Below are 21,722 nucleotides of genomic sequence, written 5' to 3'. Positions count from 1 at the left end.
CTATCGGTCCGGATCGGCTCGGAAATCAAGTGCCCTCCGCCAGGTCTGGCCGACCAGATCCACGCCGAAGCTGTGGTGCGGATTCGATTCCACCAGTTCGAATCCGGCGCGCTGGTAGATGTGCCGCGCGGAGGTCAGGACGTCATTGGTCCAGAGCACCATCTCGCGGTATCCGGCGGCGGTGGCGAAGCGCAGGCATTCCTCGACCAGGGCACTGCCGACGCCGAGGCCGCGGGCCGAGGGTTCGACCAGGAGCAGGCGCAGCCGGGCGGTGTCGTCGTTCTCGCGCATGCAGTAGACGCAGCCGACCGGCGCACCGTCGTACTCGGCGATCCAGGCCCGTTCCCGTTGCGGGTCATGGGAATTGAGGAAGTCGGCGACAATGCGGGCGACGAGGGATTCGTAGTCGCCGTTCCAGCCGAATTCGCGGGCGTAGAGCTCGGCATTGCGGGCGATCACCCAGCCGTGCTCACCGGGCCGGGGTTCGCGCACCAGCACGGCCGCGGGGTCGGGCTCGGAGTGCGGGTCCAGAATCCGCTCGATGGTGTGCATGGCCCCGACCAATCGGGTGCGGGTGTCGGGGGAGTGCGATCGCAGGAGTTCGCCGATCTGATGCTGGGTGAGCGCGTCGACCTCGGCGAAGGCGGTGCGGCCCCGATCGGTCAGCTCGACCACCTGGCGGCGGCCGTCGGTCTCCGAGCGGCGGCGCGCGACCAGGCCCTTGTCTTCGAATCGGGTCAGTATGCGGCTCAGGTACCCCGCGTCCAGATCGAGTTCGCGGCGCAGGTCCACCACCTCGGCGGCGCCGAAGTTGGCGAGTTCGAACAGGATTCGCGCCTCGGTGAGGGAGTGTTCGGTGCCGAGCAGTCCGCCCTGGAGCACCCCGATGACGCGGGTGTACCGGCGGTTGAAGGCGCGGACGGCGGCGATGTGGGAGGTGTGCACGTCGCGTTCGGCTGTCGTCATGATTCCTCCAATCCTTTGACGCGGTCAAAGAATATGCCTTCCGGGTTTGTCGCGCACCGATTCTGGTAACTTGAACGGCGTTCAAGCCGCCGCCCGCGAAGGAATCTCCCGTGGCACTGACACCTGACGAGATCACCGCCGTCGACGCCGCACACGTGTGGCATCCGTACGGCGGCTTCCCTGCGACCACCGCACCGCTGATCGTCTCCTCGGCCTCGGGCACCCGGCTCACCCTCGCCGACGGCCGCGAACTGGTGGACGGAATGAGTTCGTGGTGGGCGGCCGTGCACGGCTATCGGCACCCGGTGCTCGACGCGGCGCTGCTCGCGCAGTCCCGGCGCATGAGTCACGTGATGTTCGGCGGACTCACCCACGAGCCCGCGGCCAGGCTCACCCAATTGCTCGTCGAGCTCACCCCCGAGGGCTTGGACAAGGTCTTCCTCTGCGACTCCGGATCGGTCTCGGTCGAGGTCGCGGTGAAGATGTGCCTGCAATATCAGCGCGCGCTCGGCCGACCCGAGAGGAGCCGCCTGCTCACCTGGCGCGGGGGATACCACGGCGACACCTTCACGCCCATGAGCGTCTGCGATCCCGACGGTGGTATGCACGCGCTCTGGACCGATGTGCTAGCCCAGCAGATCTTCGCGCCCGTACCACCGAGTGACTATGTGCCGGAGTACGTTTCGGAACTGGAGCGGCTGATCGCCACGCACGCGGGCGAATTGGCGGCGGTGATCGTGGAACCCGTGGTGCAGGGCGCGGGCGGGATGCGCTTCCACGATCCGCGCTATCTCGCCGAACTGCGCCGACTCTGCGACGAGCATGACGTACTACTGGTGTTCGATGAGATCGCCACCGGATTCGGCCGCACCGGAACGCTTTTCGCCGCCGACGCCGCCGGGGTGCGCCCGGATGTGATGTGCGTGGGCAAGGCGCTCACCGGCGGGTATATGACACTCGCCGCGGCGCTGTGCACCACGGAGATCGCCGAGACCATCAGTCGATCGCACGGCGGGCTCATGCACGGGCCGACCTTCATGGGTAATCCGCTCGCCTGTGCGGTGGCGGTGGCCTCGATCGAACTGCTGCTGTCGCGGGACTGGCAGGGCGAAGTGCGCGCGATCGAGGCCGGGCTGCGCGCGGGTCTGGCCGGCGCACAAGATCTTTCCGGTGTCGCGGATGTGCGCGTGCACGGCGCGATCGGCGTCGTCGAACTCGATCATGAGGTGGATATGCGCAAGGCCACCCACGCCGCAGTCGAGTCCGGCGTGTGGTTGCGGCCGTTCCGCAACCTCATTTACACCATGCCGCCCTTCATCAGTTCGGCACGGGATGTCCAGCGCATCACCGCCGCGGTGCTCGCCGCCGCGGCGGTGTGACGCTCAGCGGCTGGCGCGTTTCTCCCGGGCTCGATCGGGATTCTCGCTGTCCGACAGCACTTCCCAGACGCGGAAGACGCAGTGGTAGTCGTCGGACCAGCCGCGTGCGATCAGCATGAAGGTGTCGCCGTCGCGGAGGATGGTGCGGCGGCTGATCAACTTCGGATGATCGGGAATGAATTTCTGGACGAGATCGGGCACCTTGGCGAGGGCTTGTTCGCGGGTGCCGACCACTTCGGTGAGAACCTTCGGCGACCAGGTTTTGCTGTCTCCGAAGCCGGTCGTCTGCTCGACCACTATTGCCCATCGTGGCATCGCGCAGCCTCCTTATGACTTCCAGCATAGCCCGGCGGATGCATCCTGAACGGTGTTCAAGTATGCTGCGGAGCTGTGAGTGCCGATCCCTTGAGTTGGTTGGACGTACGCGCCGCCGAGCGCGTGGACGCCGGGCTGCGCCGAGAACTACGCCCCCGCGCACCGGAGACCGCGATCATCGACCTGGCCTCGAACGACTACCTCGGCCTGGTCCGGCATCCGGAGGTGATCGACGGCGCGGTCGACGCGGTCTGCAAATGGGGCGCGGGCTCCACCGGATCGCGACTGGTCACCGGAACCACCGCCGCGCACGAACTGCTGGAAGCCGAACTCGCCGAATTCGTCGGCGCCGAAGCCGGATTGGTCTTCGCCTCCGGGTACGCGGCAAACCTCGGCGCGGTCACCGCACTGGCCGGACGCGGCTCCCTGGTGGTCTCGGACGCGGGCAGCCATGCCTCCCTGGTGGATGCCTGCCGTTTGTCCCGGGCTCGCGTAGTGGTTGCCGCACACCGGGATCCGGCCGCGGTGGATCGATTGCTGGCCGAGCGCACCGAGGAGCGGGCGCTGGTGCTCACCGACTCGGTGTTCAGCGCGGACGGCGATCTCGCACCGCTGGCCGAACTGCACCGGGTGACCCGGGCCAATGGCGCGGTGCTCATCGTCGACGAGGCGCACGGCCTGGGTGTGCGCGGCGACGGCGGCCGCGGCCTGGTCCACGAGGTCGGCCTCGCGGGTGAGCCCGATCTGGTGATCACCGCGACCCTCTCCAAAGCCCTTGCGGCTCAAGGCGGCGCGGTCCTGGCCAGCGCCCGTGTCCGCGCCCACCTCATCGACTCCGCCCGCACCTTCATCTTCGACACCGGCCTGGCCCCTGCCGCTGTCGGCGCGGCCCGCGCCGCCCTGCGCGTCCTGCGCCGCGATCCGGACATGGCCGCCCGCGTCCTGGCCCGCGCCGCCGACCTGGCCCGCATCGCCGGTGTCCCCGAACCGGATTCGGCCGTGGTCTCGGTCGTCCTCGGCGAAGCCCAGGTCGCCTACGACGCCGCCCAGGCCTGCCTGGCGCGCGGCCTCAGCGTCGGCTGCTTCCGCCCGCCCTCGGTCCCCGAAGGCACCTCCCGCCTGCGCCTGACCGCCCGGGCCAACCTCACCGACCACGACATCGCCACCATCGCCACCATTCTCACCGAGGTATTGGCCGAGGCCCGTGGCCGGACGGTGGTGGCGTCATGAGCCTGCTGTTCATCACCGGCACCTCCACCGATGTCGGCAAGACCATCGTGACCGCGGCCCTGGCGGCCACCGCCCGCGCGGCCGGTGCCACCGTCGCGGTGTGTAAACCGGCCCAAACAGGTGTGGCCCCCGGCGAACCCGGCGACCTCGCCGAAATCACCCGCCTGTCCGGCGTCACCCGCACCCTCGAGCTGGCCCGCTACCCCGAGCCCCTCGCCCCCGACACCGCCGCCCGGCGCTGCGGCCAGCCACTGCTCACCCTCGCCGAAACCGTGGCGGGCATCGAATCCTGCGCCGACGCCGACCTCACCCTGGTGGAGGGCGCGGGCGGCCTCCTCGTCCGCATCGGCGAGTTCACCCTCCTGGACCTGGCCCAGAAACTCAACGCCCCCGTCCTCCTGGTGGCCGCCGCGGGCCTGGGCACCCTCAACCACAGCGAACTCACCACGCGCGCACTGCAATCCGCCGGCATCCGGTGTGCGGGCCTGGTCATCGGCTCCTGGCCCGAGACCCCCGACCTCGCCTCCGAATGCAACCGCACCGACCTCCCCGCCGTCACCGGCGTGGACATAGTCGGCGCCCTCCCCGCAGGCGCGGGCTCCTGGCCCGCCCCCCGCTTCACCACCACCGCCCCCACCTGGTTCGACCCCACCTGGACCACCCGCTACCTCCACCCCTGACCTCGAGCAGCACGGCCTCGTGAGGGCGGGGCGTGGAGCATTGCCCCGTGAATGCGGGGTGCGGAGCATCGTCCCCATCGAACGCGGCGGAACTGCATGGTCTCCGCCGGACGCGGCGGAGTTGCGCCGCCCCGGTCGACCGCGACCGAACCGCACTGCTTCGGTCGAGCACGGCGGAACTGCGTCGCTTCGTCATCCCGGCGTTCTTCCGGCCGGGATCCATACCCTCGGCGCGCACACGGCGGGCTCACGATTTCCTAATACGCGATCTGTCAGGTTGAGCGCATGGATGACCTGGCAGCCGTGGCGCATGTGCTGCGGCGCACTACCTTCGGCCCCTTTCCCGGCCGGACCGAAGCGCTGGCCGCGCAGGGGGTTTCGGGTGTGCTGGACCTCGTGCTGGGTGCGCAGCCGCTGACGCCCGGCACTCCGGTGTTCGACGAGGAGGCCGAGGCGGGGGCGGATGGACCCGCGGTGCGGTGGTTGCGGCTCATGGCCGATCCGGCGGCCGGGGTGCACGAGAAGCTGGTCTGGTTCTGGCACTCGCATTTCACGTCCAGTCACGACAAGGTCGAGACCTGGGATCTCATGTGGCAGCAGCATTTACTGCTGCGCACGCACGCACTCGGGAACTTTCGTGAGCTGGCGCAGGCGATCACCGTGGACGGGGCCATGCTCCAGTGGCTCGATGGCGCCGGATCGGTCGCCTCCGCGCCGAATGAGAATCACGGGCGCGAGCTCATGGAGTTGTTCACCGTCGGGCGGGGGAATTACTCGCAGGCGGATGTGCGAGCCGCGGCGGTGGCGCTGTCCGGCTGGAGCGTTGACGACGGGAAGGCCGTGTTCGACCGGGAGTCCGGGAATCAGCGTGCGGTGCAGCTGCTTTCCCGACCCGTCACCACCGTGCGCGATGCCGTGGACGTGCTCTGCGATCGACCCGAGACCGCGCGGCACATCGCGGGTAAGCTGCACGCGTTTCTGGTGGGGGAGTGGCCGGAGGAACCGCGGCTGACCGAGCTGGCGGAGGTGTTCACGCGGGCGCGCTTGGAGATTCGGCCTCTGGTGGAGGCGATCGTCCGGGGAGATCGATTTCGCACCGCCGTCCGCACCCGCCCGCGCTCTCCCGTCGAATGGGTGACCGCCGCCTTCGCGGTCTGCGGAATCGACGATCCGGCAGCGGCTTTCGAGCATATGACCGCACTCGGCCAATCCCCGTTCTTCCCACCGAATGTGGCGGGCTGGCCGCTCGGCCCGGGCCTGCTCGGTCCCGGCGTCGCGGTCGCCCGGGCCGTATTGGCCGTGGACGCCCCCGTCATTCCCGATTTGGCCGGAGCCTCCGACCCCGTGGCGGCCGTGTTCGCTCGCGCCGGAATCTACGACGCGACACCCGAAACCGCCGTGGCCGCACGTGATCTGGCGTTCGAGCTCCGGCGCGATCCGGAGCAGGTCGCGACCGCACTGCTGGCACTCACCCTCACCTCGCCCGAATTCGCGCTCGCCTGAACGGCCCTGAACAACAAGGAAACTCATGTTCCCTATGACTCGACGCACCGCATTGCGCGCGGGCGTAGGTCTGGGCGTCGCCGCGACCACCGCGGGTATCGCCGCCGTCCGAACGCTCTCCTGGCAACCACCGGACATCTGGGAGCCACCCCCGGCGGTGCGTGCCGCCGCCCCCGATTTGCGGCGCCTGCTGGTGATCGAAATGGCCGGTGGCAGTGACGGATTGTCCATGGCCGTGCCCTACACCGACTCCCGCTACTACGATCTGCGGCCGTCGACCGCCCTGCGCCCCGATACGGTGCATCCGATCGATGCCGCGGTCGGCCTGCATCCGGATCTGCTGAAACTCGCCGAGGCGGGCGTCTCGGTGATCCCGGGCGTGGGCGTAGCCGATCCCGACCTCTCGCACTTCGAAATGCTGCACCGTTGGCAGACCGGCGATCCGAGCGGCACCGTCCGTCCCTCGACCGGATTCCTCGGCCGCCTGTGCGACCATCTCGGCGATCCGAGCGTTCCGGCGGTCGGGGTCTCCCTCGGCGTCGGTTCGACCCAGGCCCTGGCGTGCGAACACGTCACCACCCTGTCGGTCGACGCCGGAAACGACGGCCTCTTCCCGGTTTTCGAGGATGAGAACCTGCGCGCCGCCTGGCTCGCCGCCCAGCGCGCCATGGCCCATCCGGACCGCGCCGATTCCCCGCTGCTGGCCACCGCCCGCGCCGCGAACGCGGCGGCCCTGCGCTTCTCGGACGTGGCCGCCACACTTCCTCCCGCCGCCGACGGCTATCCGAGCACCGATCTCGGTATCCAATTGCGTTTGGCCGCACGACTTCTCGCCGATGACCAGCACGGTCTGCGGATAGTCCACGTCCCCGTCGGCGCGGATTTCGATACGCACACAGCACATCCCACCCGCTACGCGCGCCTCATGGCCGACCTCGATGCCGCCCTGGCCGCACTACGACGCGATCTGTCCGCCCGAGGTATCGCCGACCGCGTCCTCATCGCCGCGTACAGCGAATTCGGTCGCCGAGTCCCCGACAACGGCTCCACCGGTCTGGACCACGGCGCGGCCGGTACCGCGCTCCTGCTGGGCCCCACCAATCCGGGCGTCTTCGGCGCACTTCCCTCCCTGCGCCACCTCGACGCCGATGACAATCTGCGGCCCACCGTCCATATGACCGAGTTCTACGCGACCGTCGCCGAATCGTGGTTCAACATCCCCGCCTCCGACGTCCTGACCGGCAACCCGCGCGCTATCCCCGGCGTGATCGCGGCATGAGCGTTTCTCGGCCGGCCGCGACAGGGAGACGGGTGACCGCAGCCGCCGACGCACCGGGGTGCACCATGCCCACCGCTGACCTGGACGTGTGCCCGAATTCTGGATGGCGCACCGCGCAGGTGCTGGCCGGGCGGGCGCGGGTGATGTTCTAATGGCGAAAGTGCGGGTGTTGGTATGTGAGGACGATCGGCATCTGGGCGACGAGGTGGTCGCCGGGCTGCGGGCTGCCGGGTTCGCGGTCGATCTGGCCCGCGATTACGCCGACGCCGATCTCAAGATCGCGGTGAATCAGTACGACTGTCTGGTCGTGGACCGGGGCCTACCCGATGGGGACGGGCTGGATCTGGTGCGCGCGCAGCGGGAATCCGGACGGCGGACACCGGTGCTCATGCTCACCGCCCGCGATGCGCTGGCCGATCGGCTCGACGGCTTCGCCCAGGGGGCCGACGACTATGTGGTCAAACCCTTCGCCATGGATGAACTCGCCGCACGGGTGGGCGCGCTGTGCCGCCGCCGTGAACAGCCCGCGCCGACCCGCACGGTCCTGGGCGACCTCACCGTCGACAGGCCGCGCCGCAAGGTGTATCGCGCCGGAGTGCTACTCACCTTGACGCCCAAGGAATTCGGCGTCCTGGAGTTGCTGGCCGACCGCGCGGGAGCAGTCGTCTCACGCACCGAACTCATCGAATGCTGTTGGGACGAAATGGCCGAACCGGCCTCGAATGTGGTGGATGTGGTCATCGCCCAGCTGCGCCGCAAACTCGGCGAACCACCGCTGATCGATACCGTGCGCGGGGTCGGCTTCACGATCGCCGAATCCCCGTGAACGACAGCCGTTCCCGGTGGCGCTTCGGTGCGAGTCGCAGAGCGAACCCGACCACGCCCGGGCGGCTGCGCCGGATGCGCTGGCTGCTCACCGCGCTCTTCACCGCCCTCACCGCCGCCTGCCTGCTGGTGCTCGCCACGGTGGCGGCGTCCATCGATTCGCATTCGCGGGAGCGGGCGCTCGATGACGGAGTGGATCGGGTGGTCACCGGATTGGCGCGGGTCGTGTACTGGAATGCCGACGGCACCATCGACTTGGAGACCCTGCGGGAAGACGATCTGGCACAGGGCAACTCCGCGGTCGCGGTCATGGTGCGGGGGACCGACGGGCGGTGGCGGGAAGGGTACGGGCACCTGCGCTCCACCCTGCCCGCGGATCTGACCGCGCCCTCCGAGGAGACCGCCGCGGCGGAGGACACCGTATTCAGCACCATGGGTAATAGTGCGGGGCAGCGTATTCGGGTGGCCGCCGCGCCGGTGTACGACAATGACGCCGCCATCAGCGCCGTGGTCTTCGCGGGCTCCGATCCCGCACCCTCGCAGCGCGATCATCGAAGTCTGGTGCTGGCATTGGAATTCGGCGGTCTGGCCCTGATCGCACTGGCGGCGGTCATCGGCCACCTGCTGTCCGGGGTGAGTACGCGTCCGGCCGTGCGCATGCTCGCCGAACAGGAGCGTTTTCTCGCCGACGCCTCGCACGAACTGCGCACCCCGCTCGCCACGCTGCGCCTGTATCTCGATGCGGCACTGCGTGATCCGCAGGATTCCCGGCGCGCGGTCACCGAGGCGCGCTCGCTCACCGATCGGATGGGACGGCTGGTCACCGGCCTGCTGGCGCGCACCCGCACCGAGACCGGACTCGGTGAACTCGATTCGGAGCGACTGCATCTGGACCAACTCGTGGAGGGCGTGGTCGCCGAATGCGGAGTCGCGGGTATCGAGCTGCGGACCGAACCGACCGTGGTGCAAGCGGATCCGGATCTACTTGCCCTGGCGGTACGCAATCTCATCGACAACGCCCTGGTGCACGGCGGCACGCCCGTGGAGATCACGGTCGCCGAACACGCGGTCACGGTGCGTGATCATGGACCCGGTCTGGATCCGGACCTGGCCGATCCGTTCGCGCACGGCTCCACCGGTGCGGGCGGGCGGCACGGCATCGGACTCTCGCTCGTGCAGTGGGTCGCCCGGGCGCACTCCGGGTCGGTGGCCCTGGGCTCCGCACCCGATGGCGGCACGATAGCCACGCTCACCCTGCCCGCCCCACCCCAGCTCTGACCTGCGCGCTGTCCACTCGAACCGGCCTCGCGCGGTCGTACCTCCGGCGTATGGTCGCGGCCATGAACTCCACCCGCGTCGAGTGGTTCGTGAGTGCTCCCCGCCCGAATGTCTTCCGGGCGCTCCTCGATGCGCGGTCCGTGCGAACGTGGATGGTCCCAGATGGGATGACCAGTCGCATCCACGAATTCGACCCGCGCGTCGGAGGCCGCTTCCGAATCTCGCTCAGTTACGACATCCCCACCGCGGCGGGTAAGACCTCCGCGCATACCGACACCTTCCACGGCCATTTCGTGCGCCTCGTCCCCGATACGGAGGTGGTGCAGAGCGTCGAATTCGAAACCGAGAATCCGGACCTACGCGGCGAAATGACCATCACCTATTCGCTGGAGTCCGAACGCGGCGGCACCCGCGTCATCGCCCGGCATGAGAATCTCCCGCCCGGCCTCTCCCCGGACGACAATGGGATCGGTTTCCGTATGTCTCTGGCCAAGCTCGCCGATCTGGCCGAGCGGGAGGAGGCCGCCGCGCCGCCGAGCTGATTCCTCCGGGCGGTAGCGAATACCCGGTCCGGGGCGTCCGCCGGTCCATCGCCGGGGAGCGGTCGGATGCGAGATCACCGCTCGAGTGCCTATGGTGGATTGGTATGGCGTTGCCGGGCTATCCACGTCCGTCCACTGCCTCCGAATACGACGATCGGCGGCGGCAGGCCCGCCTGCGCGAATCCCGGCTCGGCCGCGAGTGGGTGGATTGGCGGCGCACCAGGCTGATCATCCTGCGCGGCAGCCTGATTCCGCTGGTGCTGCTGGGCCTGTTCGCCCAGTATCTGGCCTGGGACGTGATGCCCGAGCGCACCCGGCTGGCGCGTACCGAACCGGCGGTCATGTCGATCGCAGGTCCCTCCACCCCGCAGGCCGCCGATACCGCCGTCTTCGATCTGGTCGGGCTCGGCGTCCTCGATGCCGGTGATACCGCGCGCGCCCTGCCGTCGCTGAGCAAACTCGGGTCGGTGTGGGCGGTGCGGTATGACAATGCCGGTATCGATACCAAGGTCATCGCGGATCTGATCGTGAAGGTGACCGAGGCGTCCAAGGCGCGCAACGTGATCCTGGCCGGACACAGCATGGGCGGTGTCATCGCCCTGGAGATCGCCAAACATCTGCACACCGGCAGTGATCGCCGCGTCCTGGCGGTCATCCTGGATTGCACGCCCGTGGACTTGCACGCCGTCCGCCCCGAAGCCCGCGATCAGGGCGAGGAGATGATGCGCTGGACCGGTTGGATTCCCGGTGCCCGCGAAAGCCGCCTGCTGCGCTTCACCGTCGAAATGTACGCCCGCCATGAGAATTTCATGGGCGGCGGTCGCTACGGTTTCCGCGCCGACCGCCTGCGTGAGGCCGCGAAGAATGTGTTGCACGACAAGATCTTCAACACCGACACCGCCAGCAATGGTCTTATCGAAGCCCAATTCAAGGCAATAGTCGCGGGCGGTGCGATAGACGACCTCCAGGCGCTGTCCAAACCCGCGAATGGAAAACCCCGCCCCGCAATAGTCTTCATCCGCCCCCACGACGCCTACCGTGATCCGATTGTCGACGTCGACTACTCGCACCGCGTTCTCATCGAACAATCCGGTGGCATCAACGGCTCACTCCTGGTAGTCACCACCCGAACCACGGCCCACGCCAACCCGATTCAACGCCCTCAGGAGTACAACACCGTCATAGAACAGCAGGTCGTCCCCTTCATCCGCCTCGCCCAGCGCGAGCCGATCTCGGTCGCCGCCCCGCCCCGCTGAGTCGTGGAAAATCGGTTGCCTTGCGCGTCGAACACTGCGTAGAAGAATTACCGCGACACGAGGTGGTCACCGCACCTATCCGAGCTATTCGCTCGAGAAGCCTACTGTGCCACGGCCGCTGCCGAAATCGGATACTGAAACATGCGTTATCTCAACCGAATATCGAGGGGATGTCGATGTGTCGGCTGCCGGGAAGTTCAGCGCAAAAAATGGCCGCGTATCGCAGGCGGGAATCAGCCCTGCGACAGGGCGGTTTGTACTCAGCGCACGCGGGTGCCGAGTAGGTGGCGCACGCCGGAGATGAACAGTTGCAGGCCGAAGTCGAAGCGGGAGGTTGCGTCGGGGGTGTCGTAGAGGGGGGAGGTTTCCTCGGAAAGTGCTCCGACGGAATCCATTTGGATGCGGGATTGCTCGTCCACGGTTTGGCCCAGGACGTAGTAGAGCAGGGTGTAGGCGGCGAGGTCGGCTTCCTCGCGGGTCATGCCCGCGCGAATCGCGGCTCCGGCCATGCGCTCTCGGCCCTTGCTGGTGGTGAGCCTGGAAGCGTAGGTGGCGGAGACCAATTCGGCGCCGTCGCGGTAGGCGAGCAGGCAGGAGCGCAGACGGTGCGCCAATTCGGTGATCTGGCCGGACCATTCGGTTGTCTCGACCGGTTCGTCCATGGGGGCGAGAATGCGGTCCGCGACCGCACCGAGCAGGGCCTGCTTATTGGGGAAGTGCCAGTACAGCGCACCGGGCTGCACGTGCAGTGATCCCGCCAGCCGCCGCATGGTGAGATCGGCCAGTCCGTACCGGTCGAGAATGGCGATGGCCCCGTCGACCACATCCGTGCGGTGCAGTTGCACTGAGAATCCGACCCCTTCGTGTTCCGGCTCACGTTCCGGACTGCTAGCCTACCCTGAACACCGTTCAAGTTGCTCGGCCACACCGGCCGGACGAAGGGATTCGAGTCAATGACCCAAGCAGCCGTCAGGACCGAAGCCGACAGCGCGGCAGGCGAAGACATTCTGACGATCGCCCGCGAGCAGGTGCTCGAGCGCGGCGTCGGCCTCACCCAGGAGCAGACCGTCGAGGTACTGCGCCTCGGCGACGACCGCCTCGAGGAGCTGCTCGCGCTCGCCCACGACGTGCGCATGAAGTGGTGCGGTCCCGAGGTCGAGGTCGAGGGCATCATCTCGCTCAAGACCGGCGGCTGCCCCGAGGACTGCCACTTCTGTTCACAGTCCGGCCTGTTCCAGTCTCCGGTGCGCGCCGCCTGGCTCGATATCCCGAGCCTGGTCGAGGCCGCCAAGCAGACCGCCAAGACCGGCGCCACCGAATTCTGCATCGTCGCGGCCGTGCGCGGTCCGGACGAGCGGCTGATGGCGCAGGTCGCCGCCGGTGTCGAGGCCATTCGCAATGAGGTCGACATCCAGGTCGCCTGCTCGCTGGGCATGCTCAACCAGGAGCAGGTCGATCAGCTCGCCGCCATGGGCGTGCACCGCTACAACCACAACCTCGAGACCGCCAAGTCGCACTTCCCGAATGTGGTCACCACGCACTCCTACGAAGAGCGCTGGGACACTCTGCGCATGGTGCGCGAGGCCGGGATGGAGGTGTGCTCCGGAGGCATTCTCGGTATGGGCGAATCCATCGAGCAGCGTGCCGAATTCGCCGCGCAGCTGGCCGAATTGGAGCCCGACGAGGTGCCGTTGAACTTCCTCAACCCGCGCCCGGGCACCCCCTTCGGCGACCTCGAGGTGCTGCCCGCCGCGGATGCGCTGCGTGCCGTCGCCGCCTTCCGCCTGGCGCTGCCGCGCACCATCCTGCGCTTCGCGGGCGGTCGCGAGATCACCCTCGGCGACCTCGGTGCCAAGCAGGGCATCCTCGGCGGTATCAACGCCGTCATCGTCGGCAACTACCTCACCACCCTGGGCCGACCCGCCGAAGCCGATATCGATCTGCTCGGCGAGCTCAAGATGCCGATCAAGGCGCTCAACGAAACCCTCTGACATCGGCGGGCTATCGGAAACCGGTAATCTACGAAGGGCTCGTTTGCGGTGTCCTGCGCTGAGGCATCGAGAATCTCAACACACAGGTGGGCGTGAACGTGGATATAGAGGAGCGCTACAACCCCTTCACGGGTAAGCGAGTGGTGCCGGGTCTCGACGATCCGATTCCGCCGGCCGCCGCCATGGGGTTGGAGCCGCCGCGGTTCTGTGAGCACTGCGGCCGCCGCATGATCGTGCAGGTGAGCCCCGACGGCTGGTGGGCCAAATGCTCACGGCACGGTGTGCTCGAATCACATCAGCTGGAACGCCGCTAGTGGCAACCACATTCACCGCTGCCGAGCAGCCCGCCGCCCGCATCGACACCCTGATGCGTGAGGTGCGCGCGGCGGCGGTGGTGTTCGCCGGCATCGCCGCGGTGAGCGCGCTGGGCGGGGTGCTGTGGGGATTCCTCGCACCCGCCGAGCAATTGCTGGTGGTCGATCCCGAACGAGGTGCGGCGCTGACGGGGGAGAGCACGCATCGATTCGACGCGGTCGCGATCTTCGTCCTCCTCGGCGTGGTGATCGCGGTGCTGTCGACCGCCGCGGCCTGGCGTTGGCGGAGCGTGCGCGGGCCGTTGCTGCTGCTCGGGCTACTGGCCGGATCCGCGCTCGGATCGTCGATGCTGCGCTGGGTGGGCGAAGCCATTGCCGAGCAACGACATTCGCGGCCCTCGCATCCGGCGGTCCATACGATCGTCGAGTTCGCGCCGACCGTGGAGGGGTGGCCCGCGCTGCTGGTGCAGCCTCTGGTCGCGGTGCTGGTCGTATTGATCATGGCGGCTCTGAGCACCTCCGATGACCTCGGCAGCGGCGAATTCCTGCCCTTCGGCGGTCGCCCGCAGGAGCCGATCGTGCTGGCGCCCGGGCAGTACGGCTCCGCGATCAGCTACGGCCCATACGACGGCCCCGGTGGAAACGTCGGTGCGAACTACGGCCCCCGCGATCCCGTCGTGCCCTTCGACGCCCCCGGCTCCGAAACCACCCGCTGAAATTCGCTGGATCCACCGGCCGAATCCCCCTACCGTGGTGTGCTCACGACATCGCAGGGAGATCGGCCATGAAAGCCGCACCACACGCCGATCGTGCCCCGGACACCGCGACGGTCCCGGCGGAACGACCGGACCTCAGCGCCTGGCGGCAGCGCCACGCCCTCCGTCAATCCAATGCGGCGCAACCGATTCCGAGCGCACGCCAGTACAAGCGCACCGCCAAACACCGCAACCGCGGTTGGTGATTTCCGCGCGCATTCAGCGCCGCGTCCAACCGCCGCCGCCCTGTCTTTTCGTGGCGGGGGCGGTCATTCGCGTTCCGCGCCAACCGGATTCAGTGCGGCAACCCGCGGCCGAAGCAGGCAGAACTCATTCCCCTCCGGGTCGGCCAGCACATGCCATGACTCGTCCCCGGTCTGCCCGATATCAACTTTCCGCGCTCCCGCGGCCAACAACCGCCGCAACTCCGCATCCTGATCGCGATCGGTCGCGTTCACATCCAGATGCATCGGCAACTTCCCGCGTCGCGGATCCGCGCTCCGGCTGAACAACAGCGTGATCGACGGTCCGCCCACCGTGGATCCCGGCGGCCCGATCTCCACATCCGCATCGTCCGAATCGATCTCGACATACCCGAGGACTTCGCACCAGAAGTCCGCCAGCCGGCGCGGGTCGGCACAATCGATGACAAGTTCGGTAATCCTGCATGCCATGCGCCGACCCTACGCGCGGTCGCCGCGGATGGACGGGATGTGAACGTATCTCACCCGAGAGCTGAATCAGCAAGCCGCCATGGGGGATTGCGCCGATTGTCGCCGCCCCGGAACAAGCACAGGAGGTGCCCGTCGGGATCACGAAGCCGCGCTTCGCGCCACAGCCAAGGCTGGTCGCCGGGCGGCCGGTCGAACACGATCCCCGCCCGCACCAACCGCGCGCATTCCTCATCGAGATCGTCCGCCTCGAAGTAGACGGTCACCCGCTCATCCTCCGGGACCCCCCGGACCAGATCGAGCGAGAACGTACTACCCCCGTCCGGACATTCGAACCGCAGATAGTGGTCGTTCTTGACGATAAGTCTCAGCCCGAGAAGCCGATAGAACCGCTCGGAACGAGCAAGATCGGTACTTCCCACGGTGACCTGATTGAGTCGCATCCACCGATGGTGCAACCTCGAGCGCGGTCGAGGTCAAGAGCGCAGTGGGTGGGTTCGCGGCTATGTCGCAGGTGATCTCGACCTCACGTCGGATGAACCGGACGTATGCGAATCGACCGGTATATCGACCACGGTCGCCAATTACTCATTTTCAATAGCTGCACAGCTTGATCCACTCCTCGTCACGGTCGCGGTTGTCACGGACGAAGAGCCCCGCCCCTTTCACATACGGCACCGCGAGGTCGAAATCACCCTGGCGGTACACGAGCCAGGTATTCTTCTTCCCATTGAGCAGGCGCGCGTTCTCGGCTCCGGACAAGAAGCCGTCGAAGTCGAAGTCATGATCCTCGGTTTCGATCGTATTGTTCGAAATCGAGGCGAACTGATAGGTGTACGCATAGAAGTAACCCCAACTGCCCACCGTCCCCGAACAGCTCCCCGACGAACTCCCGGAGAAGCTGTCCGCATGCGCAGTTCCCATGGCCAGGCCCACAGCCATCCCGAATGCTCCCAGCGCCACCAGTATTCGCTTCATCATCCCCCCGTTCAGCAGGCCGACTGCCCACGTCCGAACAAGGCCGACTATAGGATGATCACTCTGGGAATCCGCTTACGAATCCCATAAAACCACTGGTCCGTGGTGCCGTGATAATCGATCGCCCGCCAGGCCCCGCAGTATGAGACTGTCGGTCATGCCTCTAATTCAGAGGTATGCCGAGATTTGGGCCAGCGGTTCGATTCAGCGCGAGAGGGCTGTGCGCAAACGGGCGGCCAGCGCACCGGCCTGATCGGTTGTCCACGCCAGCACGCCGTTCTCCGCCATCAATGCGTGGAACTGTTGCTCGCGGTAGGGGATACCAGGGGGTAGTGGCGAGATGTGCCAGTGCACATGGGAATTGCCTTGTCGGCTGCCCAGGCTCAGTAGGTAGGTTCGCTCGACTTCGAGCGTTGCCTCCACTGCCCTCGCGACGCGATGCACCAAGCGCATCAGCTGGAGAAAGGCCTCTTCGCTGAAGTCGCGGACTACGTGCTCGTGATGGTTCTTCGGCGCAACCAGCACATGGCCCGGCAAGGTCGGGTATTTGCAGAGGAAGGCGATACTGTCGTCGGTTTGGGCCACGACCTCGTGCCATCCGTCGCTGCCGGAGTTGGCAACGACCTCGCAGATGAAACAGGGGCCCGAGCGTACACGCTGGACGTAAGCGTCCATATCGAACGGAATGCGCTGCATACCAACGATTTTGCATCCGCGCGGGAGCGTCGTGACATCGGTATTGCCGGTGCGGCTGATTCCGGCGAAGGTGCGATTCTGGGCACTGGGATGTCGGATCGCATTCCGCTTTGCCGGGCTTTTGCTCTCCAGAAACAGTGTGTTTGCCCACGGGCAGGAAGGGGAATCGACTCTGTGTCGGTGACAGGCGCCGATGCTGTGGTTCCACGATGGCAATGAGTAGGGAGGACTGATGATGACCGCGGCGTTGCTGTCCATCGGCTTGTTCTTGTTGGCCCTCGGGGCTTTTCGCGTGGTCCGCGAACCGCGCCGATTGTCGACGGGGTTCGTATTGCTGGGGGCGGTACTGCTACTCGTGGCCGGGTCGGCCGCAGTCGCCGCCGATGTGGTCGCGATCTCGGTGACGGTGCCGCAGGGCTCGTGCGCCGCGGCATTGGCGCTGTGCTGCATCGGAATCGCGTTGATAGCGAACGGGTTCACCGTGGTGCGGCGAGAAGGGCGGTCGCTGACCACGCTCTCCCCGGCGGTAGTCGGTGCGGGACTGGTGATGATGGGGGTCGTGATCGCCGCGATCGCGATCGCGGTGCCGGTCCCGGCGGCGCTGATCGAGCTGGCCATGCTCGTGTGCGCCGCGGGCGGCTATCTCATACTGCATCTGCTGGCATTCGGCGGGTACGCGCTGCTCTATCGCACCCTGCCCGCTCGATCACAGGCCGATGCGATAGTGATCCTCGGTTGCGGGCTCGACGGCAGGTCGGTCACCCCGTTGCTGGCCGGTCGCCTGGACCGCGCGATCACCGCCTATCACGCCGCGTCGGTGGAGTGCGCGCAACCGGTGGTCGTCACCTGTGGCGGTCAGGGCGGCGATGAGGGCACCTGCGAAGCCGATGCCATGGCCAGGTACCTGGTGGCGCACGGCATTCCAGCACATGCCATCGTCCGCGAACGATATTCGCGCAATACCGCGGAGAACATCCGAAACTGCCTGCGCCAGCTTGATATTCGCGGCATCCCAGCCGACCGGATTCGAATGACTGTCGTCACCAGCAGTTTTCACGTACTGCGAACCGCGGCACTCACTCGACGCGCCGGAATCGACGCCGCGGTGGTCGGCTCCCGCACCGCCGCATACTTCATCCCGGCCGCCTTCCTGCGCGAGTTCGTCGCGGTCCTGACCACTCACTACCGCCGTACCCACCTCACGACCGCCGCACTCACCGTCGCCGCGGCCACCGCGGTCGTCGCCGACGCCGCCCTCCCACCCCTCTGAACCGCAACCACCGGCACCGGCCGCCCACCATGACATGCTGTTCACCGCCGCGACCATCAGGCGGCCGTCGCCGAGTTGGAGGGCCGCGCTTTCGCGGATCGGCCACCGGTGGGGGCGCGCATCTGCGTGATGCGTTGCAAACGCTGACGCGGGTGTCCCGGTGATGTCAGCTCGGGGGGCGCAGGGCGGCGAATTCGTCGGTCACTCGGATTTCGGAGTCGGTGAAGCGGTAGAGGGCGGCGGGGCGGCCGCCCGCTCGGCCGGGGGAGGCGGTGGCGCCGGTGGGGGTGATGACACCGCGGCGGGTCAGTACGCGTTGGAGGTTGGTGGTGTCCACGTCGTATCCGAGTGCGGCGCAGTAGATTTCGCGGAGGGTGGACATGGTGAAGCGTTCGGGGGCCAGTGCGAAGGCGATATTCGTGTACGAGAGCTTCGCCGCCAGGCGGTTGCGGGCGTGTTCGACGATCCCGCCGTGGTCGAAGGACATGGCGGGCAATGCCGATACCGGATGCCAGCGGGTGTCCGGCGGTAGTGCGGGTTCGGCGGTGAGGGGGACCAGGCCGAGGTAGGCCGAGGCGATGCGGCGGTCGCCGGGCACGCGCTGCGGATCGCTGAAGACCCACACCTGCTCCAGGTGCGTCAGTTCGCGGACATCGACCTTCTCGGCGAGCTGACGGGCGGCCGAGGCGTCCAGATCCTCATCGTCGCGCAGTTTGCCGCCGGGCAGCGACCAGGTGCCGATCGCGGGGTCCAGGGCGCGTTCCCACAGCAGCACGGCGAGTTCCGCGTTACCGCGTCCGGTAGGCGCGGATTTGCGCGAGCCAGCAGCTTTTCTGCTGCCGGTACCGCTTACCGCGACGGCTGAAAACCCTTGACCTGCGCTGATTCTGTCGGGGAAGCGGCGAACCTGGAACACGGCGGTGAGCGTTTCGTGAACAGTGCTACGATGGGCCACGTTTTCGATTCTAAGTCGAAAACCGGTTGTATGCGAATCGGCGAAGGGGCCGGGCGCATGAGAGAAGGAGCCATACCATGGCTGCACTAGGTGCGACGATGCCGCTGACCGAGCGCATTGTGGACGGGCCCGCGGGGTACACCGGCGTCGACGCCACCCCCGAGTGGGCGCAGGAGATCAAGCGACTCGCGCGTGAGCGCAATGCCACGATCCTGGCGCACAACTATCAGCTCCCCGAGATCCAGGACATCGCCGATCATGTCGGCGATTCCCTCGCGCTCTCCCGGATCGCCGCCGAAGCGCCCGAGGACACCATCGTCTTCTGCGGTGTGCACTTCATGGCCGAGACCGCCAAGATCCTGAGCCCGAGCAAGACCGTGCTGATCCCGGATCAGCGCGCGGGCTGCTCGCTGGCGGATTCCATCACCGCCGACGACCTGCGCGAGTGGAAGACCGAACATCCCGACGCCGTGGTGGTCTCGTACGTGAACACCACCGCCGCGGTGAAGGCGCTCACCGATATCTGCTGCACCTCCTCGAACGCCGTCGACGTGGTCGCCTCCATCGATCCGGACCGCGAGGTGCTGTTCCTGCCGGACCAGTTCCTGGGCGCGCACGTCAAGCGCATCACCGGCCGCGAGAATATGCACATCTGGATGGGCGAATGCCACGTGCACGCCGGCATCAACGGCGATGAGCTCAACGCGCAGGCCAAGAGCCACCCGGATGCCGAACTCTTCGTGCACCCCGAATGCGGTTGCGCCACTTCGGCTCTCTACCTGGCCGGTGCGGGCGAGTTCCCGGCCGACCGCGTGCACATCCTGTCCACCGGCGGCATGATCGACGCCGCCAAGGCGGCGAAGTCGAACCAGGTCCTGGTCGCCACCGAGGTCGGCATGCTGCACCAGCTGCGAAAAGCCGCCCCGGGCATCGACTTCCAGCCGGTCAACGACCGCGCCTCCTGCCAGTACATGAAGATGATCACCCCCGCCGCCCTGCTCCGCTGCCTGGTGGAGAACCGCGACGAGGTGCATGTGGACCCGGAAACCGCTGCCCTGGCTCGCAATTCGGTGCAGCGCATGATCGAGATCGGCAACCCCGGCGGCGGGGAATAGCCCGGAACTCGGTCGTTCGCCGGAAAGGGTGACAGCCGTGAGTATTTCCCTCACGTGGGAGGCCGAAGCGGATCTCGTGGTGGTGGGCGGCGGTGTCGCGGGATTGACCGCGGCGCGCACCGCCTCACTGCGCGGACTGCGCGTCCTCACGCTCAGCAAGGGCGGGGCCACCGATACCTCCACGCAGTACGCGCAGGGCGGAATCGCGGTGGTCGCGCCGCACGGCGATTCGGTGGAATCGCATGTGCAGGACACCGTTATCGCCGGGGCCGGACTCTGCGATCCCGATGCGGTGCGCTCGATAGTCGAGGGCGGTCAGCACGCCGTCGCGGCGCTGACCGACCTCGGCGCGGTCTTCGACCACGGTCGTGACGGCGAGGTCTCGCGCACCCGCGAGGGTGGGCACAGCACCCGGCGCATCATTCACGCCGGGGGCGACGCCACCGGCGCCGAGGTGCAGCGCGCCCTGAACGCGGCCGGACTGCCGGTGCTCTTCGGTGCCGCCGTCATCGAGATCGTGACCGGACCCGATGGGGTGCGCGGCGTTATCGCGGTGTCGGACAAGGGTTTCGGCATGGTGCACGCACCGGCCGTACTGCTGGCCACCGGCGGCCTCGGACAGCTGTACGCGTGCAGTACCAATCCGCCCGGCGCCACCGCCGACGGTATCGCGCTGGCCCTGCGCGCCGGCGCGGTGGTCGCGGATCTGGAGTTCCTGCAATTCCATCCCACCGTGCTGTTCACCCCGGGCGGGGTGGGCCGCAGACCCCTGATCAGTGAGGCCGTCCGCGGTGAGGGCGCGATTCTGGTGGATTCCCAAGGGAATTCGGTCACCGCCGGGGTGCATCCGCGCGGCGATCTCGCACCCCGCGATGTGGTGTCGCGCGCCATCGCCGCCCGTATGCACGAACTCGGCACCGATCACGTGTACCTGGACGGCCGCGCCATCGCGGGCTTCGAGGAGCGGTTCCCGACCATCACCGCCTCCTGCCTGGCCGTCGGCATCGATCCGCGCGTCGACCTCATCCCCGTCGCGCCCGCCGCGCACTATCAGTGCGGTGGCGTGGTGACTGATACCAGCGGTCGCACAACGGTTCCCGGCCTGTACGCGGCGGGCGAGGTCGCGCGCACCGGACTGCACGGCGCCAATCGCCTGGCCTCCAACAGCCTGCTAGAAGGGCTGGTGGTCGGCGAGCGCGCCGGAGCGGCCGCCGCCGAAAGACGGGGCCGCGCCGAGCGCATCCCCGCGGATACCCACTTCGGGGTCGCCGAGCTGCCGCGCGCGGACCGGAAGTTGTTGCAGGAGTTGATGTCCGAACACGCCGCGGTTGTCCGCGACGGTGACGGCCTGCGCGGTGCGGTGCTGCGCCTGGTCGGCCTCATCAGCGGCGGTGAGGCCGATGAGAGCGCCGAGGTGCGCGCCGACGATCCGGCCGCGGTCATCCGTGATCTGGAGGACGCCGCGCTCACCCTGGCCGCGCGCGCCCTGCTGCTCGCGGCCGCCGCGCGCACCGAAAGCCGTGGCTGCCATACCCGTTCGGACCATCCGGACCCGCGCGAGGAGCAGCGCCACAGCATCGGGGTGCGGCTCGGCGCGTACGGACGCCCGCAACTGATCACCGACGGTTCCGCGATGACGCCGTCCTGGCGCGACGCCGTACCCGCCGCCCACTAGTTCACGCATTCGCCGGTGATCCAGCGCGTCCTGGATCGCACACTGAAGA

Annotated in this window: 24 protein-coding genes; 16 read left to right on the top strand and 8 right to left on the bottom strand. The window is 67.7% G+C overall.

Annotated features, from left to right (window positions below; all coding sequences use genetic code 11):
- Positions 1 to 966 (bottom strand): bifunctional helix-turn-helix transcriptional regulator/GNAT family N-acetyltransferase, encoded by a 966-nt coding sequence (locus NA10_RS28485; RefSeq protein WP_067573410.1) that lies wholly within the window; start codon positions 964 to 966, stop codon positions 1 to 3.
- Between the two features lie 110 nt (positions 967 to 1,076).
- Between NA10_RS28485 and NA10_RS28480 the strand changes: the two genes are divergently transcribed.
- Positions 1,077 to 2,345 (top strand): adenosylmethionine--8-amino-7-oxononanoate transaminase, encoded by a 1,269-nt coding sequence (locus NA10_RS28480; protein WP_067573407.1) that lies wholly within the window; start codon positions 1,077 to 1,079, stop codon positions 2,343 to 2,345.
- A gap of 3 nt (positions 2,346 to 2,348) precedes the next feature.
- Here NA10_RS28480 and NA10_RS28475 read toward each other — a convergent pair whose 3' ends face one another.
- On the bottom strand, positions 2,349 to 2,660 hold the full coding sequence (locus tag NA10_RS28475; RefSeq protein ID WP_157556789.1) for a hypothetical protein: 312 nt from the start codon (positions 2,658 to 2,660) through the stop codon (positions 2,349 to 2,351).
- A 75-nt stretch (positions 2,661 to 2,735) separates the two neighbouring features.
- Here NA10_RS28475 and NA10_RS28470 point away from each other — a divergent pair, with 75 nt between their 5' ends.
- The 8 genes from NA10_RS28470 (at position 2,736) to NA10_RS28435 (ending at position 11,253) form a co-directional block, all read left to right on the top strand.
- A complete protein-coding gene (locus tag NA10_RS28470) occupies positions 2,736 to 3,890 on the top strand; it encodes an 8-amino-7-oxononanoate synthase (protein ID WP_067573403.1) in 1,155 nt (384 codons plus the stop codon).
- Positions 3,887 to 4,570, top strand: a complete 684-nt coding sequence (gene bioD, locus NA10_RS28465) for a dethiobiotin synthase (protein ID WP_067573401.1) — start codon at positions 3,887 to 3,889, stop codon at positions 4,568 to 4,570. Before NA10_RS28470 ends, bioD begins: the two co-directional genes overlap by 4 nt.
- Before the next feature lie 285 nt (positions 4,571 to 4,855).
- Complete coding sequence (locus tag NA10_RS28460; RefSeq protein ID WP_067573399.1) at positions 4,856 to 6,073, top strand: DUF1800 family protein; 1,218 nt, start codon at positions 4,856 to 4,858, stop codon at positions 6,071 to 6,073.
- A 34-nt stretch (positions 6,074 to 6,107) separates the two neighbouring features.
- A complete protein-coding gene (locus NA10_RS28455; protein ID WP_169812660.1) occupies positions 6,108 to 7,352 on the top strand; it encodes a DUF1501 domain-containing protein in 1,245 nt (414 codons plus the stop codon).
- Positions 7,353 to 7,512: 160 nt separating this feature from the next.
- Positions 7,513 to 8,178: a response regulator transcription factor gene (locus NA10_RS28450; protein WP_067573446.1), complete on the top strand. Its 666-nt coding sequence runs from the start codon at positions 7,513 to 7,515 to the stop codon at positions 8,176 to 8,178.
- Complete coding sequence (locus NA10_RS28445) at positions 8,175 to 9,455, top strand: sensor histidine kinase (RefSeq protein ID WP_157556788.1); 1,281 nt, start codon at positions 8,175 to 8,177, stop codon at positions 9,453 to 9,455. Before NA10_RS28450 ends, NA10_RS28445 begins: the two co-directional genes overlap by 4 nt.
- Positions 9,456 to 9,517: 62 nt before the next feature.
- Positions 9,518 to 9,997 (top strand): SRPBCC domain-containing protein, encoded by a 480-nt coding sequence (locus NA10_RS28440; protein WP_067573444.1) that lies wholly within the window; start codon positions 9,518 to 9,520, stop codon positions 9,995 to 9,997.
- A 104-nt stretch (positions 9,998 to 10,101) separates the two neighbouring features.
- Positions 10,102 to 11,253 (top strand): alpha/beta fold hydrolase, encoded by a 1,152-nt coding sequence (locus NA10_RS28435; protein WP_067573394.1) that lies wholly within the window; start codon positions 10,102 to 10,104, stop codon positions 11,251 to 11,253.
- Between the two features lie 260 nt (positions 11,254 to 11,513).
- Here the strand turns inward: NA10_RS28435 and NA10_RS28430 are convergent, their stop codons facing one another.
- A complete protein-coding gene (locus tag NA10_RS28430; protein WP_067573392.1) occupies positions 11,514 to 12,098 on the bottom strand; it encodes a TetR/AcrR family transcriptional regulator C-terminal domain-containing protein in 585 nt (194 codons plus the stop codon).
- A 108-nt stretch (positions 12,099 to 12,206) separates the two neighbouring features.
- Between NA10_RS28430 and bioB the strand changes: the two genes are divergently transcribed.
- The 4 genes from bioB to NA10_RS37735 all read left to right on the top strand — a co-directional run bounded on the left by bioB (position 12,207) and on the right by NA10_RS37735 (position 14,519).
- Positions 12,207 to 13,244, top strand: a complete 1,038-nt coding sequence (gene bioB, locus NA10_RS28425; protein WP_067573390.1) for a biotin synthase BioB — start codon at positions 12,207 to 12,209, stop codon at positions 13,242 to 13,244.
- Positions 13,245 to 13,342: 98 nt separating this feature from the next.
- Entirely contained in the window at positions 13,343 to 13,558 is a 216-nt protein-coding gene (gene bsaP / locus NA10_RS28420) for a biotin synthase auxiliary protein BsaP (RefSeq protein WP_157556792.1), read from the top strand.
- Positions 13,558 to 14,274 (top strand): DUF2567 domain-containing protein, encoded by a 717-nt coding sequence (locus tag NA10_RS28415; RefSeq protein WP_169812659.1) that lies wholly within the window; start codon positions 13,558 to 13,560, stop codon positions 14,272 to 14,274. The genes bsaP and NA10_RS28415 overlap by 1 nt, the downstream gene beginning before the upstream one ends.
- A gap of 68 nt (positions 14,275 to 14,342) precedes the next feature.
- A complete protein-coding gene (locus NA10_RS37735; protein ID WP_169812658.1) occupies positions 14,343 to 14,519 on the top strand; it encodes a hypothetical protein in 177 nt (58 codons plus the stop codon).
- Between the two features lie 63 nt (positions 14,520 to 14,582).
- On the opposite strand, the gene NA10_RS28410 is transcribed toward NA10_RS37735, so the two are convergent.
- From NA10_RS28410 to NA10_RS28395, 4 genes are all read right to left on the bottom strand, one after another.
- The gene (locus tag NA10_RS28410; protein WP_067573388.1) at positions 14,583 to 14,987 is read right to left on the bottom strand and encodes a VOC family protein; all 405 of its coding nucleotides are present in this window, start codon (positions 14,985 to 14,987) and stop codon (positions 14,583 to 14,585) included.
- 50 nt (positions 14,988 to 15,037) lie between these two features.
- Positions 15,038 to 15,427 (bottom strand): VOC family protein, encoded by a 390-nt coding sequence (locus NA10_RS28405; RefSeq protein ID WP_067573386.1) that lies wholly within the window; start codon positions 15,425 to 15,427, stop codon positions 15,038 to 15,040.
- Positions 15,428 to 15,578: 151 nt separating this feature from the next.
- Positions 15,579 to 15,926 carry a hypothetical protein gene (locus NA10_RS28400; protein ID WP_157556786.1) on the bottom strand — a complete coding sequence of 116 codons (348 nt, stop codon included), beginning with the start codon at positions 15,924 to 15,926 and terminating at the stop codon, positions 15,579 to 15,581.
- Positions 15,927 to 16,166: 240 nt separating this feature from the next.
- Positions 16,167 to 16,916, bottom strand: coding sequence for an HIT family protein (locus tag NA10_RS28395; protein WP_218021602.1), 750 nt, complete (start codon positions 16,914 to 16,916; stop codon positions 16,167 to 16,169).
- On the opposite strand from NA10_RS28395, the gene NA10_RS28390 reads away from it, so the two are divergent.
- The gene (locus tag NA10_RS28390; protein ID WP_169812657.1) at positions 16,894 to 17,928 is read left to right on the top strand and encodes a YdcF family protein; all 1,035 of its coding nucleotides are present in this window, start codon (positions 16,894 to 16,896) and stop codon (positions 17,926 to 17,928) included. The genes NA10_RS28395 and NA10_RS28390 overlap by 23 nt on opposite strands.
- 166 nt (positions 17,929 to 18,094) lie before the next feature.
- Here NA10_RS28390 and NA10_RS28385 read toward each other — a convergent pair whose 3' ends face one another.
- The gene (locus tag NA10_RS28385; protein WP_084515342.1) at positions 18,095 to 18,883 is read right to left on the bottom strand and encodes an NUDIX hydrolase; all 789 of its coding nucleotides are present in this window, start codon (positions 18,881 to 18,883) and stop codon (positions 18,095 to 18,097) included.
- A 77-nt stretch (positions 18,884 to 18,960) separates the two neighbouring features.
- Here NA10_RS28385 and nadA point away from each other — a divergent pair, with 77 nt between their 5' ends.
- Together nadA and NA10_RS28375 are read left to right on the top strand one after the other, a co-directional pair.
- Positions 18,961 to 19,998, top strand: coding sequence for a quinolinate synthase NadA (gene nadA, locus NA10_RS28380; RefSeq protein WP_067573380.1), 1,038 nt, complete (start codon positions 18,961 to 18,963; stop codon positions 19,996 to 19,998).
- A gap of 37 nt (positions 19,999 to 20,035) precedes the next feature.
- The gene (locus tag NA10_RS28375) at positions 20,036 to 21,673 is read left to right on the top strand and encodes an L-aspartate oxidase (protein WP_373862437.1); all 1,638 of its coding nucleotides are present in this window, start codon (positions 20,036 to 20,038) and stop codon (positions 21,671 to 21,673) included.
- Positions 21,674 to 21,722 lie beyond the last annotated feature (49 nt).

The organism is Nocardia acidivorans NBRC 108247, from assembly GCF_001625085.1.
GTDB classification, from domain to species: domain Bacteria; phylum Actinomycetota; class Actinomycetes; order Mycobacteriales; family Mycobacteriaceae; genus Nocardia; species Nocardia acidivorans.
Note: the sequence above shows the minus strand (reverse complement) of the source record. Positions and strands in the feature narration are given on the sequence as shown.

What these genes read in the sequence shown, in the direction of transcription:
- NA10_RS28475 (WP_157556789.1), bottom strand. Translation starts at nt 2,660, where the DNA reads ATGCCACGATGGGCAATAGTGGTCGAGCAGACGACCGGCTTCGGAGAC.
- NA10_RS28410 (WP_067573388.1), bottom strand. Translation starts at nt 14,987, where the DNA reads ATGGCATGCAGGATTACCGAACTTGTCATCGATTGTGCCGACCCGCGC.
- NA10_RS28440 (WP_067573444.1), top strand. Translation starts at nt 9,518, where the DNA reads ATGAACTCCACCCGCGTCGAGTGGTTCGTGAGTGCTCCCCGCCCGAAT.
- NA10_RS28405 (WP_067573386.1), bottom strand. Translation starts at nt 15,427, where the DNA reads ATGCGACTCAATCAGGTCACCGTGGGAAGTACCGATCTTGCTCGTTCC.
- NA10_RS28400 (WP_157556786.1), bottom strand. Translation starts at nt 15,926, where the DNA reads ATGGCTGTGGGCCTGGCCATGGGAACTGCGCATGCGGACAGCTTCTCC.
- NA10_RS37735 (WP_169812658.1), top strand. Translation starts at nt 14,343, where the DNA reads ATGAAAGCCGCACCACACGCCGATCGTGCCCCGGACACCGCGACGGTC.
- nadA (WP_067573380.1), top strand. Translation starts at nt 18,961, where the DNA reads ATGGCTGCACTAGGTGCGACGATGCCGCTGACCGAGCGCATTGTGGAC.
- NA10_RS28390 (WP_169812657.1), top strand. Translation starts at nt 16,894, where the DNA reads ATGACCGCGGCGTTGCTGTCCATCGGCTTGTTCTTGTTGGCCCTCGGG.
- bioB (WP_067573390.1), top strand. Translation starts at nt 12,207, where the DNA reads ATGACCCAAGCAGCCGTCAGGACCGAAGCCGACAGCGCGGCAGGCGAA.
- NA10_RS28460 (WP_067573399.1), top strand. Translation starts at nt 4,856, where the DNA reads ATGGATGACCTGGCAGCCGTGGCGCATGTGCTGCGGCGCACTACCTTC.
- bioD (WP_067573401.1), top strand. Translation starts at nt 3,887, where the DNA reads ATGAGCCTGCTGTTCATCACCGGCACCTCCACCGATGTCGGCAAGACC.
- NA10_RS28435 (WP_067573394.1), top strand. Translation starts at nt 10,102, where the DNA reads ATGGCGTTGCCGGGCTATCCACGTCCGTCCACTGCCTCCGAATACGAC.
- NA10_RS28485 (WP_067573410.1), bottom strand. Translation starts at nt 966, where the DNA reads ATGACGACAGCCGAACGCGACGTGCACACCTCCCACATCGCCGCCGTC.
- NA10_RS28455 (WP_169812660.1), top strand. Translation starts at nt 6,108, where the DNA reads ATGACTCGACGCACCGCATTGCGCGCGGGCGTAGGTCTGGGCGTCGCC.
- NA10_RS28395 (WP_218021602.1), bottom strand. Translation starts at nt 16,916, where the DNA reads ATGGACAGCAACGCCGCGGTCATCATCAGTCCTCCCTACTCATTGCCA.